This window comes from Pyruvatibacter sp., from assembly GCF_040219635.1.
Classification (GTDB): Bacteria; Pseudomonadota; Alphaproteobacteria; order CGMCC-115125; family CGMCC-115125; genus Pyruvatibacter.
The window spans coordinates 415233-435844 of the sequence record NZ_JAVJSC010000003.1 but is presented as its reverse complement, the minus strand read 5'-3'; the positions used below and the strand labels follow the sequence as shown (position 1 = coordinate 435844).

Here is a 20612-nt window from a genome sequence, read left to right as displayed (position 1 = left end):
TGGCTGTCAGTTCAGCAGGTCCATGTCCAATCGCGCTGCAGCAATGACGGGGCCGACGCCGTATTTGGTGTCCTGCTGAATGATGATAGCGCAGCCGTCGTGGTTGCCCTTGGTCAGGCTGTCTCGCGCAACGTCGAGTGACAGCGGTTGCGTCATGTCCCATGTATGCAGCAGCGTTATGTCGCGCACCACATTGGAATAGGTGATGGTTTCACCTGCGTTTTCGCCACGGGTGATTTCAACCTCATGAGCAGTGTCGTACTGCACCATCCACACGTTTGCTGTTTTGGCGGTGTTGCTGGTGGCTGAGTGGGTGATGGTTGCGCCGGTTGCAGAAAGCACCGTTGCAAGCGCAGGCGCGGTGGATACTTTTTCAATCTGCGTGTCGATGGCTCTGGTGGCGGCTTTGGTGCGACTGCCGGGCAGATGGCTTTCGCCGTCGATGACCAGTTGCGGTGTGTATTTGCGATCACGGAAATGCTGTGCGTAGGCTTCCTGCCGGGCGGTATGTTCCTCGCGGCCCAGCGTGTCGCGCCAGCCCAGATAGTCCCAGTAAGTTATGTTGTAGGTGAGCGCGATCACGTCGTCGCGGTCAGCCAGCGTGTTGAGCAGGGCGTCGGCAGGCGGACATGATGAACAGCCCTGACTGGTGAACAGCTCGATAACCGCCGGACGGGCCTGCGCTGCGACAGGAGTTGCAAGCGCTGCTGCAAGGGTGCCGACCGCGAGCAGTCCCGTTCTGGCAAGGTGTCCGGTAACAGATGTCATAGGCGTGTTCCGCAGCAAGGGATAAAGGGGTGTGGTTTTCACCCTAGGAGTGTGAGCCGGGCAGCGCCACTCAACAGTTGGTGAGCGGCGTTGATGCTGTGTCATGCGCACAAAAAAGCGCGGGAAACCGTGTTGGTTTCCCGCGCTTTCCTTTGCCCTTTCGGGCTTTGGGTGCAGCGTATTACGCCGCCATCAGGTTGCGCAGCACGTAATGCAGAATGCCACCATTGTTGTAGTAGTCCACTTCGTCCGCCGTATCGATGCGGCACAGCACGGGCACTTTTTGCGCTTTGCCGTCAGGGCTGGTGATTTCCAGCGTCAGCGTCATGCGCGGCTTGATGCCTTTTTCGTTGCCGGTGATCGTCACGGTTTCAGCGCCGGTGAGGCCCAGCGACTTCCAGCTTGTGCCATCGGTGAACTGCAACGGCAGCACGCCCATGCCAACGAGGTTCGAGCGGTGAATACGCTCGAAACTCTCAACGATCACGGCTTCCACGCCCAGCAGCTTGGTGCCTTTGGCAGCCCAGTCACGCGACGAACCGGTGCCGTATTCCTTGCCGCCGAACACAACCAGAGGTGTGTCAGTTTTCTGATACTTCATGGCGGCGTCGTAAATGGGCATGGCATCGCCGGAGGGGTAATGCACGGTCACACCGCCTTCAACGCCGGGCACCATCTGGTTCTTGATACGGATGTTGGCAAAGGTGCCGCGCATCATCACTTCGTGGTTGCCGCGCCGCGAGCCGTAGGAGTTGAACTCCGCCGGGCTTACCTTGTGGGCCTTGAGGTACTCACCGGCCGGGCTGTCGGCCTTGATGGAACCGGCAGGCGAGATGTGGTCAGTGGTGATCGAATCCGCGAACAGACCCAGGATGCGGGCACCCTTGATCGGTTCATCCGCCTGCGGGCTGGCGGTCATGCCGGCAAAGTATGGCGGGTTCTGCACATAGGTGCTCTTGGCGTTCCAGTTGTAGGTCTTGCCGCCGGTGACCTTGATCTTGCGCCATTCGCGGTCGCCCTTGAACACATCCGCATAGCGTTCGCGGAACATTTTCTGGGTTACTGATTTGCGCACGGCTTCGGCAATCTCGTGGCTGGTGGGCCAGATGTCCTTGAGGAAAACATCATTGCCCTTCTTGTCCTGGCCGATCGGGTCTTTGGAGATGTTCACATTGACCGAGCCTGCCAGTGCATAGGCAACCACCAGCGGCGGTGACGCCAGATAGTTGGCGCGCACATCCGGCGACACACGGCCTTCAAAGTTGCGGTTGCCTGACAGCACGGAGGCTGCCACGAGGTCCGCGTCATGAATGGCCTTGGAAATGGGTGCCGGCAGCGGGCCGGAGTTGCCGATGCAGGTTGTGCAGCCATAGCCCACAAGGTTGAAGCCGAGCTTGTCGAGTTCCTTTTGCAGGCCCGCGTCCTTGAGGTAGTCGGTCACCACCTGCGAGCCGGGAGCCAGCGACGGCTTGACCCATGGCTTGGTCTTGAGGCCCAGCTTGTTGGCTTTCTGGGCAACCAGACCGGCCGCCATCAGCACCGACGGATTGGAGGTGTTGGTGCATGACGTAATGGCCGCTATCACCACGTCGCCATGGCCCAGCGTGTACTCGGTGCCATCCACCGGCACGCGCTTGAAGCCGTCATCCACCTTGTTGAACTCGTTGACCAGCGTGCCGGCAAAGCTGTCGGCTACATCTGTCAGGCTCACCCGGTCCTGCGGGCGCTTGGGGCCTGCAAGGCTTGGCACCACGCTTGACAGGTCAAGCTCCAGTGTATCGGTGAAGATCGGGTCTTCGGTCTTGGCAGTGCGGAACATGCCCTGCTTCTTGGCATAGGCTTCCACAAGGTCCACGCGGGCCTTCTTGCGGCCTGTTGCCTTGAGGTAGCGAAGCGTTTCTGAGTCAATCGGGAAGAAGCCACACGTGGCGCCATATTCAGGGGCCATGTTGGAAAGTGTCGCCTGATCTTCCAGCGACAGATGGTCGAGGCCGGGGCCGTAGAACTCAACGAACTTGCCCACTACGCCCTTCTTGCGCAGCATTTCAGTGACGGTGAGCACAAGGTCGGTGGCGGTAATGCCTTCGGCCATCCTGCCGGTGAGCTTCATGCCGATGACTTCGGGGATCAGCATGGAAATCGGCTGGCCGAGCATGGCGGCTTCCGCTTCGATGCCGCCCACGCCCCAGCCCAGAACAGACAGGCCATTGACCATGGTGGTGTGGCTGTCGGTGCCGACAAGTGAATCCGGGTAGGCTACTTCAACAGCTTTACCGTTGCGCTTGTCTTTTTTGGTCCACACGGTCTGCGCCAGATATTCGAGGTTCACCTGGTGGCAGATGCCGGTGCCCGGCGGCACAACGCGCAGGTTGTCGAAGGCTTCTGAGCCCCAGCGCAAAAACTCGTAGCGCTCGCCATTGCGTTCGTATTCGGTTTCGACGTTTTTCTTGAAGGAGTCCTTGCCGCCGAAATAATCCACCATCACCGAGTGGTCGATGACGAGGTCAACGGGAGCCAGCGGGTTGATCTTGTCCGGGTTGCCACCGGCCGCTGACATGGCGTCGCGCATGGCGGCGAGGTCCACCACGCCGGGCACGCCGGTGAAGTCCTGCATCAGCACGCGGGCCGGGCGAAACGCAATTTCGCGGGTGGATTTGCGGGTCTTGAGCCACGTTGCCATGGCCTGAATGTCGGCTTTGGTCACCGAGCGGCCGTCTTCGTGGCGCAGCAGGTTTTCAAGCAGCACTTTCAGCGAGAACGGCAGGCGGGAAACGCCCTTGAGGCCGTTCTTCTCAGCGACCGGAAGCGAATAATATTCATAGGTCTTGGTGCCGACCTTCAGGGTCTTGCGGCACTTGAAGCTGTCGAGGCTGCCGGTCACGGGTTTTTTGCCTACTTCTGCTTTGGCGGCAGATTTTTTCTTCGCCGGGGTTTTCTTTTTTGCGGGTGCCAAGAGAGTGATCCTCCTCATCGGGCGTTGTGTACGGACGTGGCGTCCAACGCGCGGGGCGGCTGATGACGCAGCGCCGCGCAACAAGACTGTATGACCGCGCGCATTGGTCTTTGTTCTGGCACTTTGGGCCTGGCACCGGGGGGGCGTGACCCTCAGGCGGTGCAAACAGGTTCGCGCATTCAAAGCGTGCGGGGGTGTTCGGGGGCTTTATACTCTGAACACATTGGTGCGCCTAGAGCGCCTGACGCCTTTCAGACCCGCTAAATCGCCGGAGGGACAAACAAAATGCCGGATTCGGCTCCTGAAAACACCGTTACCGTTGAGAAAGACGGTCCGGTGACAACAATCACCATCGACCGGCCCCATGCGCGCAACGCCGTGGACCGGCCTACAGCAGACGCGCTGGTGGCAGCTTTTCTGGCTTTTGAGCATGATGACGAGGCGTCCGTTGCGGTGTTCACCGGCGCGCGCGGTACGTTTTGTGCCGGCGCTGACCTCAAGGCGGTCGCGGGCGGTGATCGGTCAAAGGCGAACCAGGGCACCCTTCCCAAAACCGGCATTCTGGCTGACCCGCTGGCGGGTGATGGACCCATGGGGCCGTCGCGGATGTTGCTGTCCAAGCCGGTGATTGCAGCCGTTGAGGGCCATGCGGTGGCAGGCGGGCTGGAACTGGCGTGCTGGGCGGATATGCGGGTGGTGAGTGAGACGGCGGTGTTTGGCGTCTATTGCAGGCGCTGGGGGGTGCCGCTGATTGACGGTGGCACTGTGCGTCTGCCGCGCATCATCGGCCAGGGCCGCGCGATGGACATGATTTTGACCGGGCGTGCCGTCCATGCCCATGAGGCGCTGGACATGGGCCTGGCCAACAAGGTTGTGGAAGCAGGCTGCGCCCTTGAAGAGGCATTGCTGCTGGCAAAGCAGATTGCCAAGTTTCCGCAAGGCTGTTTGCGCGGCGACAGAATGTCCGCATACATGCAATGGGACATGCCCTACGATCAGGCGATGGCCAACGAGTTTCGTTTGGGCCGCGAAACAATTGCGTCCGGTGCCACCCGCGAAGGGGCGGCGCGGTTTGCAGCGGGCAAGGGGCGCGGTGGTGATTTCAGCAACATCTAGAAAGACATTCAGGGGCTGGCCTGTTTCGTGACTGCCGTTTTGCAAGTAACTGATCTGGCCTGCCAGCGCGGTGCACGGCTGCTGTTCGACGGCGTGGCATTTGCGTTGGCGCGTGGCCAGGCGCTGGTCGTGACGGGGCCAAACGGCACCGGAAAATCGAGCTTGTTGCGCATATTGGCGGGGCTGCTGGAAGAAGCGGACGGCGAGGTCATGCACGATGCTGAGATGCTGTATCTGGGCCATCTCGATGGGTTGAAGCCGCAGCTTGGCGTGCGGGACAATCTCATGTTCTGGGTACAGATGTTTGGTGATGCCGCGGCGCTGGCAAAGATCGACGGAGCGCTCAAACGCTTTGGACTGCTGGCAATTGCTGATCTGCCAGGGGGCGTTTTGTCTGCCGGGCAGCGGCGACGGCTGGCGCTGGCGCGGTTTGCGTGTTTCGTGGGGGGCAAGAGCGCCCGGCCGATCTGGCTGATGGATGAGCCGGACGCAGCGCTGGATGATGCAGGGCGCGCGGCGCTTGATGTGTTGTTGGCAGACCATCTGGGCGCGGGCGGCGTGCTGGTGGCGGCCACGCATCGCGGTCTTGGCATTGAGGCACAGTCGTTGCGTTTGGGGCCAGCTTCATGAACAGCTTCATCAGCAGCTTTTGGGCGCTGGTCAGGCGCGACATCCGGCTGGCCGGACTGATCGGCGGCGGGCCGCTTGTGGGGCTGGCGTTCTTTGTGATCGTGGTCACCATGGTGCCGTTCGGCGTCGGTGCGGACCTGCCGCTGCTGACGCGTATTGCGCCGGGCGTGTTGTGGGTGGCGGTGTTGCTGGCAACGCTGCTGTCGCTCGACCGGCTGTTTCAGGCCGACCACGAAGACGGTTCTTTGGATTTGTTGCTGATGACCCAGATGCCGGCCGAGGGTGTGGTGCTGGCCAAATGCGTTGCGCACTGGTTGACGACAGCACTGCCGCTGATTGTGGCACTGCCTGCGGTGGCGCTGCTGGCCAATCTCGACACTGCCTTATTGCTGCCGCTGCTGGTGAGCCTTGTCATCGGCACGCCTGCGCTCAGTCTGATTGGGGCGATCGGCGCGGCGTTAACGGTGGGGGTGCGGCGTGGCGGGCTGGTGCTGTCGCTGATTGTGCTGCCGCTGTATGTGCCGGTGCTGATTTTTGGCGCGGCGGCGGCAGATGCGGGCATTGCAGGCGCGCCGATGATGTTTTTGGGCGCGGTGTCGCTGGCGGCGCTGGCGCTGACGCCATTTGCGGCTGCGGCGGCGCTGCGGATTTCTGTTTCATGAGACATCACGCAAAAAGCTATTTGGCCGCAGCCGGGTTTTCTTGCCGCTGCACCGGGCGGGCGTTAAAAATCACTCATGGCTAAATCCATTCAGCGGTTTGCAAATCCCGCCCGTTTCATGGCGCTGTCCGGCGCTGTGTTGCCGTGGCTCAGCGCGGTAACGGCGCTGACGCTGGCCGTCGGGCTGTATCTGGCGCTCATCGCGTCGCCGCCCGATTATCAGCAGGGCGAGACCGTGCGCATGATGTATGTGCATGTGCCGTCCGCATGGCTGGCGTCGGCGGGCTATGCATCCATGGCGCTGGCCTGCGCGGTTGGGCTCATCTGGCGGCATCCGCTGGCGTTTGCCTCCGCCAAGGCAATGGCGCCCCTGGGGGCGGCGTTCACATTTCTGGCGCTTGTCACAGGCTCGCTGTGGGGCAAGCCCATGTGGGGCGCGTACTGGGTGTGGGATGCGCGGCTGACCAGCGTGCTGGTGCTGTTTTTCATCTATCTGGGCTATATCGCCCTGTGGGATGTGATTGAGGACTTTGGCCGCGCGGCCAAAGCGACCTCCATCCTGTGTCTGGCGGGCGCGGTCAATCTGCCGATCATCCGGTTTTCGGTGGATTGGTGGAACACGTTGCATCAGCCAGCGTCGGTGGCGCGGCTTGACGGGCCGGCCATTCATTCCTCCATCCTCACGCCGCTGCTGGTGATGGCGCTGGGCTTCACGCTGTTGTTTGTGGTGCTGACACTCGTCCGTACCCGGACTGAAATACTGGTGCGGCGCGCGGCCACGCTGGAATTGCAACGGGCAGGGGCTGTTTGATGCCGGAAGACGTAGCGCAGTATTTTGCCATGGGCGGCTATGCAGGCTTTGTGTGGTCCGCCTACGCGGTGACGGCGATTGTAACCATCGGGCTTGTCGTGTGGTCTGTACGCGGTCATCAGGCGGCGCGGGCGCGGGTGGTGGCGCTTGAAGCATCGGTGAGGAAAGAGGCTGAATGAGCGACACTCCACAATCTGTGACAAGTCGCCGGTTCGGCGCGCTTATTCCGGTGTCGATTTTTGCAGCGCTCGCTGTGCTGCTGTATCTGGCGCTGTTCTGGGGTGATCCCAGCGAGGTGCCGTCGGCGCTGGTGGGTCAGCCGGTGCCGGAGTTCGCACTGCCGCCGGTCGAAGGGCTTGCAGGCGTGCCGGGTTTCACCAATGAGGATCTGGCAACGGGAGCCGTTACCATCGTCAATGTGTGGGCGTCGTGGTGCGTGCCGTGCCGCACGGAGCATCCGTTGCTGGTGCAGCTCGCGGCGCGCGATGACGTGCGGCTGGTGGGTCTCAACTACAAGGATGCACCGGAAAACGCCCGCCGGTTTTTGGGCACGCTGGGCAACCCGTTTGTGGCGGTCGGTTCAGACCGTACCGGGCGCACTGCTATTGATTGGGGTGTGTATGGCGTGCCGGAGACGTTCATTGTGGACGGGGCGGGCATCATTCGCTTCAAGCATGTGGGGCCGCTTGAGCCGGGTGATATCGAAAATGTGATCCTGCCAGCGCTCAAAATGGCGCAGAACAGCCAAAATCCGGGTGCCGGAGCAACGCCAACACCGGCTGCGAATTAACCTCCCGGCAACCCTGCGCGCCGCAAAATACCGGGTATGACACTTCCGGTTTCCTCATCGCTGATTGCCGCTCAGGCACAAAGCTACGCGGCTGCGTCCACAAAGGGCGGAGTGGCTCGCAGCTATGCGCCGCCTGCTGTGGAAAAGCTGGCCGCGCGCGGCAGCGACAATGCGGTGCGGGTGGAAATATCTGCCGAAGCCCGCAAGGCCGATCAGGCGAAGCTTGAAACCCGTGATGACAACAAGCGCGCCGAAGGCCGTGCCGCCGATCAGCGCATGTTTGCCCGCGAGGCCCCGCTCAGGGGGTTTGACGCGCAGCAAAATGCCGGGACACGCAACACGCGCCCCGGCACCACTCTCGACATCAGAATATAGTTTTAAGCCCTAGCGGCGTGACGCGCGCTTCTTGGCGGCTGTCTTGCGTTTGGGCGCTGCTTTTTTCTTTGCAACGGTTTTGCGCTTGGGCGCGGCCTTCTTTTTGGTCGCAGCCTTTTTCTTTGCAGCCGGGCGCTTTTTGGCGGCGGCTTTCTTCTTTGTTGCGGCTTTCTTTTTGGTGGTGGTCTTACGGCCGGTGGCGGTGTTCACCGCATCCATGGCCTCTTCACCCAGCCTTGAGATGACGCCGAGAATCTCAAACAGATTTTCACGCTGTGTGGGAGACAGGGCGTCGAGCACCATTTTTTCAGCGCGCACGGCCTGGGGCAGGGTTGCATTGAGGGCGCGCTTGCCTGCGGCCGTCAGGTTCACCGAGTTTGCCCGGCGGTCTGACGAGGTGCGCTTGCGCTGCAGCAGTCCGCGCGAAATCATCCGGCTGATCATGTCGGCCAGGGTTGAGCGGTCAATGCCGGTCTGCTTCACAAGGTCAGTCTGGCTCAGGCCTTCGTCGCGCTCGACGGTAACAAGCACGGCAAACTGACGTGCTGTCAGGCCGCCGGGGCCAACTTCCTTGGTGAACAGATCCTGCGCAAACTGTGTGGCGCGGCGGAGCAGGTGTCCGGGTGATTTATCGAGATCAACTTTCTTAGCCATGGTGCCCTCTCTCTTGAGTTCTTGTCTGTCTGCCGCGTTGCCCGGTTGGTTTGCGCATCTAATTCGGCTTCAAACGGTGCGGGTGCGCGGGCGGTCAAATGAGTTTTTGTTTTTCGCTCTTGGTTGGTCCGCGTGCTGTAAAATCAGCCGCGCGGGGAAAACATGTGTGCACTGGTTTTTGACGCTGCACGCGCAACGTCCTTTGTGTCCATCGGTATCAGTGCATCAATCGGTTAATGACGCAAGCATAGAGCGCACGGACGTGTATGAAATTGCGCTATCTCAAAGCGTGGTCGGGCACTGCCGCTGGACGATCCGCATGCGGAATGCCAGACTTTGCGGATGAGTAAAGACGAGAAAAACCTTTCAGTTGCGCCAGCCTCCGTGGATGGTGCGCATTCGTTTTCAGTGCGAACGCCCGATGGTGACACCCACCCGCGCCATGTGTGCGACGATTGCGGGTACATCCACTACGTAAACCCGAAAATTGTTGTGGGCTCTGTTGTCACCTGGGGCGGTGCCAAAGACGGCAAGGATCGGATTGTGATGTGTCGCCGCGCCATTGAGCCAAGCAAGGGCCTTTGGACGCTTCCTGCGGGCTATCTGGAGCTTGGCGAAACAACGCAGGCCGGTGCCGCGCGCGAGGCACGCGAAGAGGCGTGTGCGGACATTCGCATTGATGCGTTGCTGGCGGTCTATTCCATTCCGCGTATCAGTCAGGTGCAGCTCATGTATAAGGCAACGCTGCTTTCGCCCGACATCAAAGCAGGTGAGGAAAGCCTGGACGTGGCGCTGCTGCGCTACGACGAAATACCGTGGGACAAACTGGCGTTTCCAAGTGTGCGCTGGGCGTTGACGCAGTATCAGCAGGTGGCGGGGCTTGATGCCTTTGCTCCCTTCACAAACCCCCTCGAAGACTGGGGCGATATGGGCAATATGAGCTGAGGCCCAACTTGACCATGCAAGGCCGCTGACGGATACCTGACCTGCGTCAGCGGGCTTTCTCGCATGTCGCTTTTTCCCCACCGTTTGCGCGCCCTCGGCTGGCAGGGTTTAAAACGGAGCGTGACTATGAGTGATCGTCTTCAGGCTTTATCGCAGGGGTTTTCCAAGCAGGCAGAGTGGTGCCATTTGCTGGGGTCTCCTTTTTCCGGCGCATTGATGGATCAATCGGCGGACGCATTGGCCAACGGGGACGATTTTATATCGCGGTACATGCCGTGGTGGACCGGCAAGACGGCAGGTGATGTATCAACGGATGTGTTGCCGTTGCGCTTTTTGGGTTGCGCGCACGCTCTTGCACTTGGTGGCACTGCACTTGGTGACACTGCATCAGCGCTGGCCGCGCATTACCCGTCATGCGACGGCAATGGCAAACCGGACGGCGTCTGGGCGCTTGCGCTTGAGGCCTTTGCTGCGCATGCGGACTTTACAAAGGCCTATGTCACGCAGCCCCCGCAGACCAACGAAGTAGCGCGTGCGGGTGCGCTGATGCCCGGCTTGCTGGAGCTGGCACGCCTGACCCAGATGCCGATTGCAACCTTTGAGCTTGGCGCAAGCGCCGGTCTGCTGCAGGGGCTGGACCGGTTTTATTACCAATTTGGGGATGCCGCGTGGGGTGACGAGACGTCCCCTTGCCATGTCTCACCGCAGTGGAACACGTCAGTGCGGCCGCCCGTAGAAGCCTCGCTCACCATTGCCGCGCGGCGCGCCTGCGATGCCGCGCCGATTGATATTTTGAACCCCGACAATGCCCTAAAAGTGCGCTCTTACATCTGGGCTGACATGGCGCAGCGGCTGTCGCGGCTTGAGGCGGCCATCGCCATTGCGCAGGACGTGAAGCCTGTCGTTGAAGATGCCTCGGCGGATGTCTGGCTTGAAGATGTGTTGGGTGGCACGGACCCGGTGCCCAATCAGGTGAGATGCGTGCTGCATTCGGTGATGTGGCAGTACATGCCCAAAGACGTGCAGGCGCGTGCCTATGCGGCAATTGTGCAGGCGGGTGAGATGGCCACCGTAGAGGCGCCATTTGCCTGGCTTCGTCTTGAGCCGGAGGCTAACAACAGACCCATGCGCGTTGTGCTGGCGATCTGGCGCGGCAACGGCAAATGCGACACCCGTATTCTTGCTGACTCTCACCCCCACGGCACGCAGATTGCCTGGCGCGGCTGGGACGATGGCACACCGGTGGAGAGCCCGGAACTGGTGCAGGTGTTCGACTAGGCGTTAGGTCTCCCCCCCACTCTTTTTGCCTCCCCGTGGCTTGACCACGGGGCCCAGAGCAGGAGCGCACGCCATGCATGGCAGCCCCTGGGCCCCGCGATCGAGTCGCGGGGAAGCAGTTGCGGGGTGGTTCGTCTCCCTCCGCAAATGTTGCCTCCCCGTGGCTTGACCACGGGGTCCAGAGCGGGAGCGCACGCCGTGCATGGCAGCCCCTGGGCCCCGCGATCGAGTCGCGGGGAGGCAGTTGGGGGGGGGGTGGTTTTGAGAAGCGAGTAAGAGACCGCGCTACAGGGTTTCGCGCTGGCGTTCGGCTTCGGCTTCTTCTTCCTCTGGCGTTTTGGGCTCGGGCAGGGCGTAGCGTTGCAACAGACCCACCTGCGCAATGGCGAAGATCATGGTGATGGGCACATTGCCGAACAGTTTGAAGCTGACCCAGAAGTCAGTTGAAAAATTGCGCCAGATGACCTCGTTGAGCACGGCCAGAAATACGAAGAAAATTGCCCAGCGCCAGGTGAGCTTGCGCCAGCCTTCGGGCGTCAGCCGGAACGTGCCGTCAAACACGACCTTGAGCAGCGACTTTCCAAAGAACAGTCCGGCAAACAGAATGGCGGCGAACAGGCCGTTGACCAGCGTCGGCTTCACTTTAATGAATAGATCATCGTTCAGGTAAAGCGTCAGCGCGCCGAACACGAGCACGAACACGCCGGTGACCAGCGGCATCGTGGCGATGTGGCGGGCTAATACCCATGACACGGCCAGCGAAATGGTGATGGCCACCATGAAGGCGGCTGTCGCGGTGAAAATGTCGAACCGGTTGTTGGCGATGAAGAACACCGCCAGCGGGCCGATCTCCACGGCCATGCGCACCAGCGGGCTCATGGGTTCTTTTCGATCAGCAGCGTCACTCATGCTTTACGTCCTGACATTTTCATCTTCATTCAGCTTCGTCTTCGTTCAGCGCTGGCTCTTCATCCAGGCCAGAGATGGCGCGGGCAAAGTTGCGTGCCACGAAGGGTTGCAGATCATCTTCACCTTCGCCAACCCCGATTGCGTGAACGGGCAGTTTTGTTTTCTCGGCAATCGCCACAAGAATGCCGCCGCGCGCCGTACCGTCGAGCTTGGTCATCACCAGACCCGTGACGCCGACGGCGCGGGTAAACACCTCAACCTGGTTGAGCGCGTTCTGCCCGGTGGTGGCGTCGAGCACCAGCAACACCGTGTGCGGGGCGGTATCGTCGCGCTTTTTTATGACGCGCACGACCTTTTCGAGTTCAGACATCAGCTCGGACTTGTTCTGCAGGCGTCCGGCGGTGTCGATCATCACAACGTCAGCGCCGAGGTCCTGCGCTTTGGCGATGGCATCAAAGGCAAGGCCGGCTGAATCTGCACCGACTTCGCGCGCCACCACAGGCGCGCCGATGCGTTCGCCCCAGATTTTAAGCTGGTCGATGGCGGCGGCTCGAAATGTATCGCCCGCGCCAAGCACGACCGACTTTCCCGCCGCGCTGATGAGCTTTGCGAGTTTGCCGATGGTGGTGGTCTTGCCGGTGCCGTTGACGCCGACAACCAGAATGACATGCGGCGTGTGCGTGCCGTCGAGAACAATGGGCGCTTCAACCGGGGTGAGCACTTTTGATACTTCGGCGGCCACGATGTCGCGCACTTCGCGTTCGTCCACCTGCTTGTCGTAGCGGCCCTCGCTCACAGCGTCAGTGATGCGGGTGGCGGTCTCAAGGCCAAGATCTGCCTGGATCAGCAGGTCTTCAAGTTCCTCCAGCGTGGCCCCGTCCAGCTTGCGCTTGGTGAACACGGTGGCGATGCCGGTGGTCATGCTTGAGGTGGAGCGGCTCAGGCCCTCCGCCAGCCGCTTGAACAGGCCGCGCTTTTGTGGCGTGGCATCTGGCTGGGGCGCGGTGCTGCCCGTTTCAATGATACGCGGTGCTTTGGTTTGGTGGTCACTCATGCGGCAACAGATGCCTTGGGGGTTGCCACAAGCGTTGTGCCGTCACGCGATGTGACCTGCGCTTCCAGAATGCTGCCGGGCTGTACGGCGTGGTTCAGGCGCACGGCAGAAAAATCGTCCGTGTGCCCCTCAGTGGGGCGTTCGGCCAGCAGGCGCACGGTGTGACCAATATGCATGTCGAGCCGCGCTGCAAGTGCTGCCGTGCCTCGGACGCGAAGCTGGGCTGCGCGGCTCTTGATGGTGGCGCCGTCAACCGGTGGCATTTTGGCGGCGGGCGTCATCGGGCGGGGCGAATAGGGAAACACATGCACATGGCTGAGGTCACACGCTTCAATCAGCGAGAGATTGGCGACGTGCATCTCGTCGGTTTCGGTGGGAAAGCCGGCCATGATGTCGGCCCCAAAGGCGATGTCGGGGCGCAGGCGACGGGCTTCGTCGCAAAAGGCGATGGCGTCGGCGCGACTGTGACGGCGCTTCATGCGCTTCAAGATCATGTCGTGGCCGTGTTGCAGCGACAAATGCAGATGCGGCATCAGGCGGTCTTCGTCGCCGATGGCACGCATCAGGTCCGGGTCGGCTTCTATCGAGTCAATCGACGACAGGCGCAGGCGCGGCAACTCCGGCACCAGCTTCAGGATGCGCTGCACGAGGTTGCCCAGAGGCGGAGTGCCCGGCAGGTCGCCGCCCCACGACGTCAGGTCAACGCCGGTGAGCACAATTTCCTGGGTGCCGTTTTCCACAAGCTGGCGGATTTGCGTCACAACCTCGCCCGCCGCCACCGAGCGTGAATTGCCGCGCCCGAACGGAATGACGCAGAACGTGCAGCGATGGTCACAGCCGTTTTGTACTTCCACAAAGGCGCGGGCACGGGCTTCAAAGCCTGCAATCAGGTGGCCTGCTGTTTCGCGCACCTGCATAATGTCTGACACGTTGACGCGCGGCGCGTTGGTGCCGCGCATGAAGGTTTCGGCGCTGGTTTTTTCCGCGTTGCCGACGATGCGCGACACTTCGGGCATCTGCGCGAATGTTTCAGGCTCAATCTGCGCCGCACAGCCGGTGACTATAATTTCCGCATCCGGATGATCGCGGCGCGCCTTGCGGATGGCCTGACGGGCCTGACGCACGGCCTCGCCGGTGACGGCGCAGGTGTTGAAAATGATCGCGTTGTCGGTGCCGCCTGCGCGGGCATGGTCGCGGATGACTTCACTCTCATAGGCGTTAAGACGGCAGCCAAAGGTGACGATGTGTGGTTCGCGGGGGTGTGTGCTCATGCGGGCACTCCGGCGATGTCAATGTCGCCTGAAAACTCAAACTCGGTGGGGCCGGTCATCAAGATGTGGTCGTCGGTTTCGCGCCACGCAATGTGAAGCGGGCCGCCGGGCAGATGCACGGTGACGTCGCGGCCGGTGCGGCCGGTGCGCGCGGCACTCACGGCGATGGCGCAGGCCGCTGTGCCGCAGGCGCGCGTTGCGCCCGCACCGCGCTCCCACACGCGGGTGCGGATGGTGGCGCGGTCAATCACGTGTGCCAGCGAAATGTTGGCGCGCTGGGGGAACATCGGGTGGTTCTCCAGCATCGGGCCGATCTTTTCGAGGTCAAACCGCTCAGGGTCATCTACCCAGAAGACGGCGTGCGGGTTGCCCACATTGGCGACTGATGGCGAATGCAGAATGGGCGCATCTATCGGGCCGATCTGCAGCTCGATGGCGCGGGTGTCGCGGATTTCCTCCGCCAACGGAATATCGCGCCAGTCGAAGCGCGGTGCGCCCATGTCTATGGTGATGTTGCCGTTGCCCGCATCGGTTGCCACCACGGTGCCGCCCAGCGTGCCCATGGTGATGGGGCCGGTGATGCCGTCACGATGAAGATACGCCGCCACACAGCGCGCACCGTTGCCGCAGGCTTCCACTTCCTCGCCAGAATTGTTCCAGATCGAGGTCCAGACGTCCGCACCCCTTTTTCCGGGTTCAATCACCATGATCTGGTCACAGCCGGGGCCGGTGGCGGGGTTGCCGATCAGGCGTGCAGCATCGGCGTCGAGCGCGAGGTTGCCTGCGCGCGCGTCAATCACCACGATCTCGTTGCCCAGACCGTTCATTTTGTGAAACTGCACCTTCATGGGCGCTTATATGGCGCTTTTGGAGTGGAAATGCCAGAAACAGGCTGCATTGGTTTTGTACCGTGCTGCCCTGGCCCCCGCGGTCGAGCCGCGGGGAGGCATATTTCAGGATGTTCTGCTTCCCCGCGGCTCGACCGCGGGGCCCAGGGGCTGCCCTTGAGGGCGTAGCGTGGTGCTCTGGACCCCGCGGTCAAGCCGCGGGGCGGCAACAAGTGGGGGATAAGCCGTGCTGAAAACTCTGGGGCGCATCGGTGCAATGCTTGGCGCGGTTCTCGGCGCAGCGGCCTTGCTGGCGGCGATGGTCGGTGTGGTCTGGCTGGATGCGCTGTTTGAGGAGCCCGGCGTTGCCCATGTGCTGTCGCTGGCGGGCGAGCTGGGCGCCAAGCGGGTGATGGTGGTGGTTGCCCACCCGGATGACGAGCAGCTTGTGGCGGGGCTCATTGTAAAGGCCATTGAGGGCGGTGCGGATGTCTCGATGATTACCGCCACGCGCGGTGAAGCAGGCTCGCAGCGGCCGCAGGTGGCGCGGCAGGCCGAGCTTGGCATCATCCGCACGGCTGAAGTTCTGAAAAACGGCTACGCGCTGGGCGTTACCGCGCAGGAAGTCTGGAACATGCCTGACGGCGGGCTTGAAACCCGCGTGCCGTTCATGGCGCTGGTTGCAGATATTGTCAGGGCGTTTCATCGCCATGAGCCTGATCTGGTGGTGACGTTCTGGCCTGAAAGCGGCGCGACGGGCCACACAGACCACATGCGCATCGGCCTCGCCGTGCAGCACGCCGTCAAACAGTTTGAGGGCATTCATGTGTATCGCGGCCCCAAACACATCGCCTACACGCTGATGCCGCGCGGCATCATGCAGCGGTTGGGCGGTGAGCGCGGCCGGTTCGTGGCCGACAACCAGCCCGCGCCAACTCACTCGATGCCCGGCGACGCCCGCATCAAACAACGCGGCTGGGACATCCACGCCAGCCAGCGCGACTATGTGCAGTGCGTCTATGCCGTGCCCGCCAACGTGCTGTACGCGTTCTTCGACAAGGAGTTTTACTTTGTCGAGGCGGTGGAGTGAGGGTTAATCGCCACACCCTAGTGCTGCTCGTCGGGTCCCGATATCTGCCTGTTCACGTTCTTTGCGCGTGATCTCACTCATGAAGTCGTTCATCGCCCTGATGGCGGTCAACCGTTGCGCGCTCACTGCGGCTATCTGGCTTTTGAGACTGTTCTCTTGGTTTTTCAGGTGCAGCAACTGAATGCCGCCGGGCACAACCCCAAAGATGCCAGGCCGCATTGTGGGGCGACTGGGTCTCGCCAGTTGGGTGATGTCTCTTGCAACCTCTGCAAGGTCGCCGCGCAGCGTGACGAGTTGACGGTCAAGCGCATTTCGCTGGCTTTCAGCGCTTCTGTGCCGCGCATAGAGCATGTTCATTTCGGTGTTCAAGCGCATGCCGTCTGACCGCAGGTCACGGCACAGCGCGTCGTTGGAACGGGTTTCAAGGTGCATTGTTGATGTCTGCCCAGTAAGGTTGAGGGGAGTTGCAGGCCCATTTTACGGGCGGGCTTTCGGGCGGGGATAAGTATGCGGCTGAGACAACTTGGTTTTGGCGCGCTCGCACTGCTGGCGGTGGTCATCAGCCTGTTGGCTGTCGCGCTGTGGCGGTCGCATATGCCTGCGGCGCCGGACTGGCGGGTACATCTGTCGGATGCGCTGGCAGCACAGGACTGTGTGCAGGCTGCCGGTGTTCTGGCTGCGGCCATAGATGCCGATGTGCCGGAGGCTTTTGGTGAGTTTGACCGGCTGTTTCTGGCGGATGGAAGCCCGTGCGGCGCCGATGACCTGGTTGCCGCCGACAAGGCCAACTGGCTGATCGGCAGTTTGCCGCAGACGCGAGACGATGTGCTGGCACGATCAGCGCGCGCGGCAAACGCGCGCGATACCTGGCCGGGACCGGTTCGCCGGGCCGCTCTTCTTTTGCTGGGCCTGCAACCGTGGCTGCCCGGCGCGGACGACTATGAATACCAAAGCGCATATCCCGGCATCGGGTTTGCGTTGCGGCCTAAGCTAGTGTGGCTGACCCTTGGGTGCGACCCGGTGATGACCGGTTACGGTGGCCCGAACTGGCCTGCGCTGGAGGCACGGCTACAGCCCGTCGGTGAGCGCTGGCGTCAGGGTGCGTGGAACGACAGGGCACAGACCTGTGCAACTGAGGTCGCTGATCTGGTCGAGCATATCGGCATCGGCGCAACCGGACCGCACGGCGACCTTGTTGCTGACCTGTTGGTAGCTGCACCCTTCGCGGTGCCGCAGCCGCGCATCGCCTACCTGAAGGCGCAACGGGCGCTGGACTACGAGCTGGCTCACAAATGGGCGGCGCCTGATCCTGACGGCACACGTCTTGTGGTCCAGGGCATTGGTGACCTCTATACGGCCGCCACGCAAGGGCATGCGCAGGCCATGGCGCGCATCGGCAGGCTGGCGCTCGCCGGGGAGCTAGCGCCGGTGTTTGAGGATATGTCGGCCCGTGATGAGCGGATGGCGGCGCTTGTGTTTCTCTCACTGGCCCAAGATTTTGGGCAGCCCGTGGCGGCAGAGGTTGAACAGGCGATGGGGCGGTTGACCAGTGAGGAGCGTGCGAGCGCCGATGAGATGCTGGCGGGCTGGCGTGACGAATTTGCTCTTCCGCATTGTCTGTCTCCATTGCGACAGACACGTCATTCAAATGCGGGACCAAATGGGTCTCAGGTCATTTAGTATGTCGGTGCTTGCGATTGATATCTTTAAACCTGCGACGCTGAGCCTGTGATTAAGTTATTTCATCTGGGATTCTGGAAAGCAGTTCCACTGACGGGACTGGCTCAAGCCTATACACAAAGCTTCCCGCTGAGTGGTAGACTTCTATGCAAGTATCTCCATTATGGTCTAACACTGTATAGTAGGCGACGTAGCCGCATAATATGTACTCTATAAATACTAGTTGCATAATTGCATCCTTTTTATTTCGGATGCTTCATTGCATCCGTAGTATTTATCTGTCGAAATCGGCTATAATCCCCGCTTTTATGCACATCTACTATGCACTCTTGCATGACTCCACTCGGTGCTTGGTGTAGGCGAGCGGGATGTTAGCGCCCTTGTTCCGCATCCCTTGACCACCCACCCCGTTTCCCCCTAAAACCTCCCTCAATTCCTGAGACATCTCCTGTCTCCTTCGGCCAGCGGGGCTTTCGCCCCCGCACGTCGCCACCCGTCAGCGCGTTGCGCCCACGGGTGCGTTTTTGGTTTGGCTGAACGGATGTGGGGGCTGTTTTGCGGGAAAATGGCTTAAAACTGCGGATTTTTCGTCTAAATGTTTGAGACCCTTCAGGATCGTCTGGGCTCCATATTTGAGGGGCTGACCAAGCGCGGGGCGCTGTCGGAGAAAGATGTCTCCGAGGCGATGCGTGAGGTGCGCCGGGCGCTGCTTGAGGCGGATGTGGCGCTGCCGGTGGCGCGCGACTTCATCAAAAAAGTGACGGAGCGCGCGGTCGGTCAGGAAGTGTTGCGCTCGGTGACGCCGGGCCAGCAGGTTATCAAGATCGTCCATGACGAGATGATCGCGATGCTTGCCGGTGGCGGGCAGGGCGATGAGCCCGTGGCCGAAGACGGCTCGCCGGACGATATGGCGGGTATTGATCTCAATGCGCCCGCGCCGGTGCCGGTGATGATGGTGGGGCTTCAGGGCTCGGGCAAAACCACGTCCACCGCCAAGGTTGCGATCCGGCTGCGCGACAAGGCCAAGCGCAAGGTGCTGATGGCATCGCTTGATGTGCGGCGGCCTGCCGCGCAGGAGCAGTTGCGCGTGCTGGGCGAGCAGGCGGGCATTGATACGCTGCCCATCGTTGCCGGGCAGGACCCGGTGGCGATTGCGCGGCGCGCCATGCAGGCCGGGCGGCTGGGCGGCTATGACGTTGTGATGCTGGATACGGCGGGTCGCCTGTCGGTTGACGAAGCGCTGATGGCCGAGATGGCCCAGATCAAGGCTGCCGCCAATCCGCACGAGATTTTGTTGGTCGCTGACAGTCTGACGGGTCAGGACGCGGTGACGACGGCAGACCTGTTCAACAAACGTGTGGGGCTGACCGGCATTGTGCTGACCCGCGCGGATGGCGACGGGCGCGGCGGGGCTGCGCTCTCCATGCGTGCTGTCACCGGCAAGCCGATCAAGCTGCTGGGCACCGGCGAAAAGCTGGACGAGATGGAAGTGTTCCGCGCGCAGCGGATCGCCGGGCGCATTCTGGGCATGGGCGATGTGGTGTCGCTGGTGGAAAAAGCCGCCGAGACGCTGGACGCTGAACAGGCCGAGAAGATGGCCGCCCGCATGAAAAAAGGTCAGTTCGACCTGGATGATCTGGCGGAGCAGTTGAAGCAGATGTCGAAGCTGGGCGGCATGTCCGGCGTGATGGCAATGATGCCCGGCATGGGCAAGGCCAAAAAGCAGATGGACGCCGCCGGTATGGATGACGGCGTGTTGAAGCGTCAGGGCGCGATCATTTCGTCGATGACCAAAGCTGAGCGGCGTAACCCCAAGGTGTTGAATGCCAGCCGCAAGAAGCGCGTGGCCAAAGGTTCGGGCACGCAGGTTCAGGAAGTGAACCGCGTTTTGAAGATGCACCGGCAGATGGCCGACGTGTTCAAGATGATGGGCAGGAAGGGCGGCAAAAAAGGTATGGCTGCCCTGATGGGTGCGCTTGGCGGCTCAGGCGGCGGCGGCCTTCCCCCCGGCGTGACACCTCCCGGTGGCATGGGTCGCGGTATGGGCGGCGGCATGGGTGGCCTTGGCGGGCCGCTGGGCGGCATGGGCGGCATGGGCGGCGGACTGCCCGGAGCATCTGGCGGGTTGCCGGGTCTGGGGGGCGGATCGCTTCCCGGGTCAGGTGGCGCCAAGAAGAAGTGAGTTTAGGGATTTGAGAAATTGATCCGGGCAAAGAACAAGCAAAGAAGAAGCAGTTCGGATTTTTGACGTACACGGATTAATGAAACTTGTCGGCGGCCATCAAGCGCCCCGGCACCAAGAGACAAACTTGAAGGAGACTACTTTAATGGCTTTGAAAATCAGGCTTGCCCGTGGCGGCGCCAAGAAGCGTCCGTTCTACCGCATTGTGGTGGCAGACGTGCGCAGCCCGCGCGATGGCCGCTTTGTTGAAAAGATCGGTACGCTGAACCCGCTGCTGGCGAAGGACGATGCGTCGCGCCTCAAGCTGGACGTTGATCGTGCCAAATACTGGCTGAGCCAGGGTGCCCTGCCAACGGACCGCGTGTCGCGTCTGCTGGACGGTGAAGGCGTGGTCAAGCGCGAAGCCCGCAACAACCCCAACAAGGGCAAGCCGGGCAAGAAGGCGCTGGAGCGCATCGAAGCCAAGCGCATTGCCGAGGAAGACGCGGCTGAAGCTGCCAAGGCTGCGGCAGAGGCACCTGCAGAAGAAGCACCTGCCGAAGAGGCTCCGGCTGAAGAGGCTGCTGCTGAAGAAGCTGCTGCTGATGAAGGCGGCGAAGAAAAAGCAGCGTCTTAAAG

Annotated in this window: 21 protein-coding genes; 13 read left to right on the top strand and 8 right to left on the bottom strand. The window is 61.6% G+C overall.

Annotation, left to right across the window (positions count from 1 at the left end):
- Window positions 1-6: 6 nt before the first annotated feature.
- A complete protein-coding gene (locus tag RIB87_RS05435) occupies window positions 7-768 on the bottom strand; it encodes a DUF1223 domain-containing protein (protein ID WP_350144333.1) in 762 nt (253 codons plus the stop codon).
- Between the two features lie 181 nt (window positions 769-949).
- Window positions 950-3649: an aconitate hydratase AcnA gene (acnA, locus tag RIB87_RS05430; protein ID WP_350145575.1), complete on the bottom strand. Its 2700-nt coding sequence runs from the start codon at window positions 3647-3649 to the stop codon at window positions 950-952.
- 357 nt (window positions 3650-4006) lie between these two features.
- Between acnA and RIB87_RS05425 the strand changes: the two genes are divergently transcribed.
- The 7 genes from RIB87_RS05425 to RIB87_RS05395 all read left to right on the top strand — a co-directional run bounded on the left by RIB87_RS05425 (window position 4007) and on the right by RIB87_RS05395 (window position 8104).
- A complete protein-coding gene (locus RIB87_RS05425; protein WP_350144331.1) occupies window positions 4007-4837 on the top strand; it encodes a crotonase/enoyl-CoA hydratase family protein in 831 nt (276 codons plus the stop codon).
- Between the two features lie 27 nt (window positions 4838-4864).
- Window positions 4865-5467 (top strand): heme ABC exporter ATP-binding protein CcmA, encoded by a 603-nt coding sequence (ccmA, locus tag RIB87_RS05420; RefSeq protein WP_350144329.1) that lies wholly within the window; start codon window positions 4865-4867, stop codon window positions 5465-5467.
- Window positions 5464-6129: a heme exporter protein CcmB gene (gene ccmB / locus RIB87_RS05415; protein WP_350144327.1), complete on the top strand. Its 666-nt coding sequence runs from the start codon at window positions 5464-5466 to the stop codon at window positions 6127-6129. Before ccmA ends, ccmB begins: the two co-directional genes overlap by 4 nt.
- 75 nt (window positions 6130-6204) lie before the next feature.
- Window positions 6205-6939: a heme ABC transporter permease gene (locus RIB87_RS05410; protein ID WP_350144325.1), complete on the top strand. Its 735-nt coding sequence runs from the start codon at window positions 6205-6207 to the stop codon at window positions 6937-6939.
- Window positions 6939-7118, top strand: coding sequence for a heme exporter protein CcmD (gene ccmD, locus RIB87_RS05405; RefSeq protein WP_350144323.1), 180 nt, complete (start codon window positions 6939-6941; stop codon window positions 7116-7118). The genes RIB87_RS05410 and ccmD overlap by 1 nt, the downstream gene beginning before the upstream one ends.
- Complete coding sequence (locus tag RIB87_RS05400) at window positions 7115-7729, top strand: DsbE family thiol:disulfide interchange protein (RefSeq protein ID WP_350144321.1); 615 nt, start codon at window positions 7115-7117, stop codon at window positions 7727-7729. The genes ccmD and RIB87_RS05400 overlap by 4 nt, the downstream gene beginning before the upstream one ends.
- Before the next feature lie 36 nt (window positions 7730-7765).
- The gene (locus RIB87_RS05395) at window positions 7766-8104 is read left to right on the top strand and encodes a hypothetical protein (RefSeq protein ID WP_350144319.1); all 339 of its coding nucleotides are present in this window, start codon (window positions 7766-7768) and stop codon (window positions 8102-8104) included.
- A 9-nt stretch (window positions 8105-8113) separates the two neighbouring features.
- Here RIB87_RS05395 and RIB87_RS05390 read toward each other — a convergent pair whose 3' ends face one another.
- Window positions 8114-8758 (bottom strand): MarR family winged helix-turn-helix transcriptional regulator, encoded by a 645-nt coding sequence (locus RIB87_RS05390; protein WP_350144317.1) that lies wholly within the window; start codon window positions 8756-8758, stop codon window positions 8114-8116.
- A 342-nt stretch (window positions 8759-9100) separates the two neighbouring features.
- On the opposite strand from RIB87_RS05390, the gene RIB87_RS05385 reads away from it, so the two are divergent.
- Together RIB87_RS05385 and RIB87_RS05380 are read left to right on the top strand one after the other, a co-directional pair.
- Window positions 9101-9703: an NUDIX hydrolase gene (locus RIB87_RS05385; RefSeq protein WP_350144315.1), complete on the top strand. Its 603-nt coding sequence runs from the start codon at window positions 9101-9103 to the stop codon at window positions 9701-9703.
- A gap of 126 nt (window positions 9704-9829) precedes the next feature.
- Window positions 9830-10981, top strand: a complete 1152-nt coding sequence (locus RIB87_RS05380; RefSeq protein WP_350144313.1) for a DUF2332 domain-containing protein — start codon at window positions 9830-9832, stop codon at window positions 10979-10981.
- A 285-nt stretch (window positions 10982-11266) separates the two neighbouring features.
- On the opposite strand, the gene RIB87_RS05375 is transcribed toward RIB87_RS05380, so the two are convergent.
- From RIB87_RS05375 to dapF, 4 genes are read right to left on the bottom strand one after another with little or no spacing between them, the layout of a single operon-like run.
- Window positions 11267-11890: a septation protein A gene (locus RIB87_RS05375; protein WP_350144311.1), complete on the bottom strand. Its 624-nt coding sequence runs from the start codon at window positions 11888-11890 to the stop codon at window positions 11267-11269.
- A gap of 25 nt (window positions 11891-11915) precedes the next feature.
- On the bottom strand, window positions 11916-12944 hold the full coding sequence (gene ftsY, locus RIB87_RS05370) for a signal recognition particle-docking protein FtsY (RefSeq protein ID WP_350144309.1): 1029 nt from the start codon (window positions 12942-12944) through the stop codon (window positions 11916-11918).
- The gene (mtaB, locus tag RIB87_RS05365) at window positions 12941-14215 is read right to left on the bottom strand and encodes a tRNA (N(6)-L-threonylcarbamoyladenosine(37)-C(2))-methylthiotransferase MtaB (RefSeq protein WP_350144307.1); all 1275 of its coding nucleotides are present in this window, start codon (window positions 14213-14215) and stop codon (window positions 12941-12943) included. Before mtaB ends, ftsY begins: the two co-directional genes overlap by 4 nt.
- Entirely contained in the window at window positions 14212-15063 is an 852-nt protein-coding gene (gene dapF / locus RIB87_RS05360) for a diaminopimelate epimerase (RefSeq protein ID WP_502943208.1), read from the bottom strand. The genes mtaB and dapF overlap by 4 nt, the downstream gene beginning before the upstream one ends.
- Window positions 15064-15289: 226 nt before the next feature.
- On the opposite strand from dapF, the gene RIB87_RS05355 reads away from it, so the two are divergent.
- The gene (locus RIB87_RS05355) at window positions 15290-16132 is read left to right on the top strand and encodes a PIG-L deacetylase family protein (RefSeq protein WP_350144303.1); all 843 of its coding nucleotides are present in this window, start codon (window positions 15290-15292) and stop codon (window positions 16130-16132) included.
- Window positions 16133-16135: 3 nt separating this feature from the next.
- On the opposite strand, the gene RIB87_RS05350 is transcribed toward RIB87_RS05355, so the two are convergent.
- Entirely contained in the window at window positions 16136-16564 is a 429-nt protein-coding gene (locus tag RIB87_RS05350; RefSeq protein WP_350144301.1) for a hypothetical protein, read from the bottom strand.
- A 75-nt stretch (window positions 16565-16639) separates the two neighbouring features.
- Between RIB87_RS05350 and RIB87_RS05345 the strand changes: the two genes are divergently transcribed.
- The 3 genes from RIB87_RS05345 (at window position 16640) to rpsP (ending at window position 20610) form a co-directional block, all read left to right on the top strand.
- Entirely contained in the window at window positions 16640-17812 is a 1173-nt protein-coding gene (locus RIB87_RS05345) for a hypothetical protein (RefSeq protein ID WP_350144299.1), read from the top strand.
- A gap of 595 nt (window positions 17813-18407) precedes the next feature.
- On the top strand, window positions 18408-19994 hold the full coding sequence (gene ffh / locus RIB87_RS05340; RefSeq protein ID WP_350144297.1) for a signal recognition particle protein: 1587 nt from the start codon (window positions 18408-18410) through the stop codon (window positions 19992-19994).
- Window positions 19995-20139: 145 nt separating this feature from the next.
- On the top strand, window positions 20140-20610 hold the full coding sequence (gene rpsP, locus RIB87_RS05335) for a 30S ribosomal protein S16 (RefSeq protein WP_350144295.1): 471 nt from the start codon (window positions 20140-20142) through the stop codon (window positions 20608-20610).
- Window positions 20611-20612 lie beyond the last annotated feature (2 nt).

Coding starts and splice junctions, on each gene's coding strand:
- RIB87_RS05390 (WP_350144317.1), bottom strand. CDS start 8,758: ATGGCTAAGAAAGTTGATCTCGATAAATCACCCGGACACCTGCTCCGC.
- RIB87_RS05350 (WP_350144301.1), bottom strand. CDS start 16,564: ATGCACCTTGAAACCCGTTCCAACGACGCGCTGTGCCGTGACCTGCGG.
- RIB87_RS05345 (WP_350144299.1), top strand. CDS start 16,640: ATGCGGCTGAGACAACTTGGTTTTGGCGCGCTCGCACTGCTGGCGGTG.
- RIB87_RS05380 (WP_350144313.1), top strand. CDS start 9,830: ATGAGTGATCGTCTTCAGGCTTTATCGCAGGGGTTTTCCAAGCAGGCA.
- ccmD (WP_350144323.1), top strand. CDS start 6,939: ATGCCGGAAGACGTAGCGCAGTATTTTGCCATGGGCGGCTATGCAGGC.
- dapF (WP_502943208.1), bottom strand. CDS start 15,063: ATGAAGGTGCAGTTTCACAAAATGAACGGTCTGGGCAACGAGATCGTG.
- RIB87_RS05385 (WP_350144315.1), top strand. CDS start 9,101: ATGAGTAAAGACGAGAAAAACCTTTCAGTTGCGCCAGCCTCCGTGGAT.
- RIB87_RS05410 (WP_350144325.1), top strand. CDS start 6,205: ATGGCTAAATCCATTCAGCGGTTTGCAAATCCCGCCCGTTTCATGGCG.
- RIB87_RS05435 (WP_350144333.1), bottom strand. CDS start 768: ATGACATCTGTTACCGGACACCTTGCCAGAACGGGACTGCTCGCGGTC.
- ftsY (WP_350144309.1), bottom strand. CDS start 12,944: ATGAGTGACCACCAAACCAAAGCACCGCGTATCATTGAAACGGGCAGC.
- RIB87_RS05400 (WP_350144321.1), top strand. CDS start 7,115: ATGAGCGACACTCCACAATCTGTGACAAGTCGCCGGTTCGGCGCGCTT.
- rpsP (WP_350144295.1), top strand. CDS start 20,140: ATGGCTTTGAAAATCAGGCTTGCCCGTGGCGGCGCCAAGAAGCGTCCG.
- RIB87_RS05395 (WP_350144319.1), top strand. CDS start 7,766: ATGACACTTCCGGTTTCCTCATCGCTGATTGCCGCTCAGGCACAAAGC.
- RIB87_RS05425 (WP_350144331.1), top strand. CDS start 4,007: ATGCCGGATTCGGCTCCTGAAAACACCGTTACCGTTGAGAAAGACGGT.
- ffh (WP_350144297.1), top strand. CDS start 18,408: ATGTTTGAGACCCTTCAGGATCGTCTGGGCTCCATATTTGAGGGGCTG.
- ccmB (WP_350144327.1), top strand. CDS start 5,464: ATGAACAGCTTCATCAGCAGCTTTTGGGCGCTGGTCAGGCGCGACATC.
- RIB87_RS05375 (WP_350144311.1), bottom strand. CDS start 11,890: ATGAGTGACGCTGCTGATCGAAAAGAACCCATGAGCCCGCTGGTGCGC.
- mtaB (WP_350144307.1), bottom strand. CDS start 14,215: ATGAGCACACACCCCCGCGAACCACACATCGTCACCTTTGGCTGCCGT.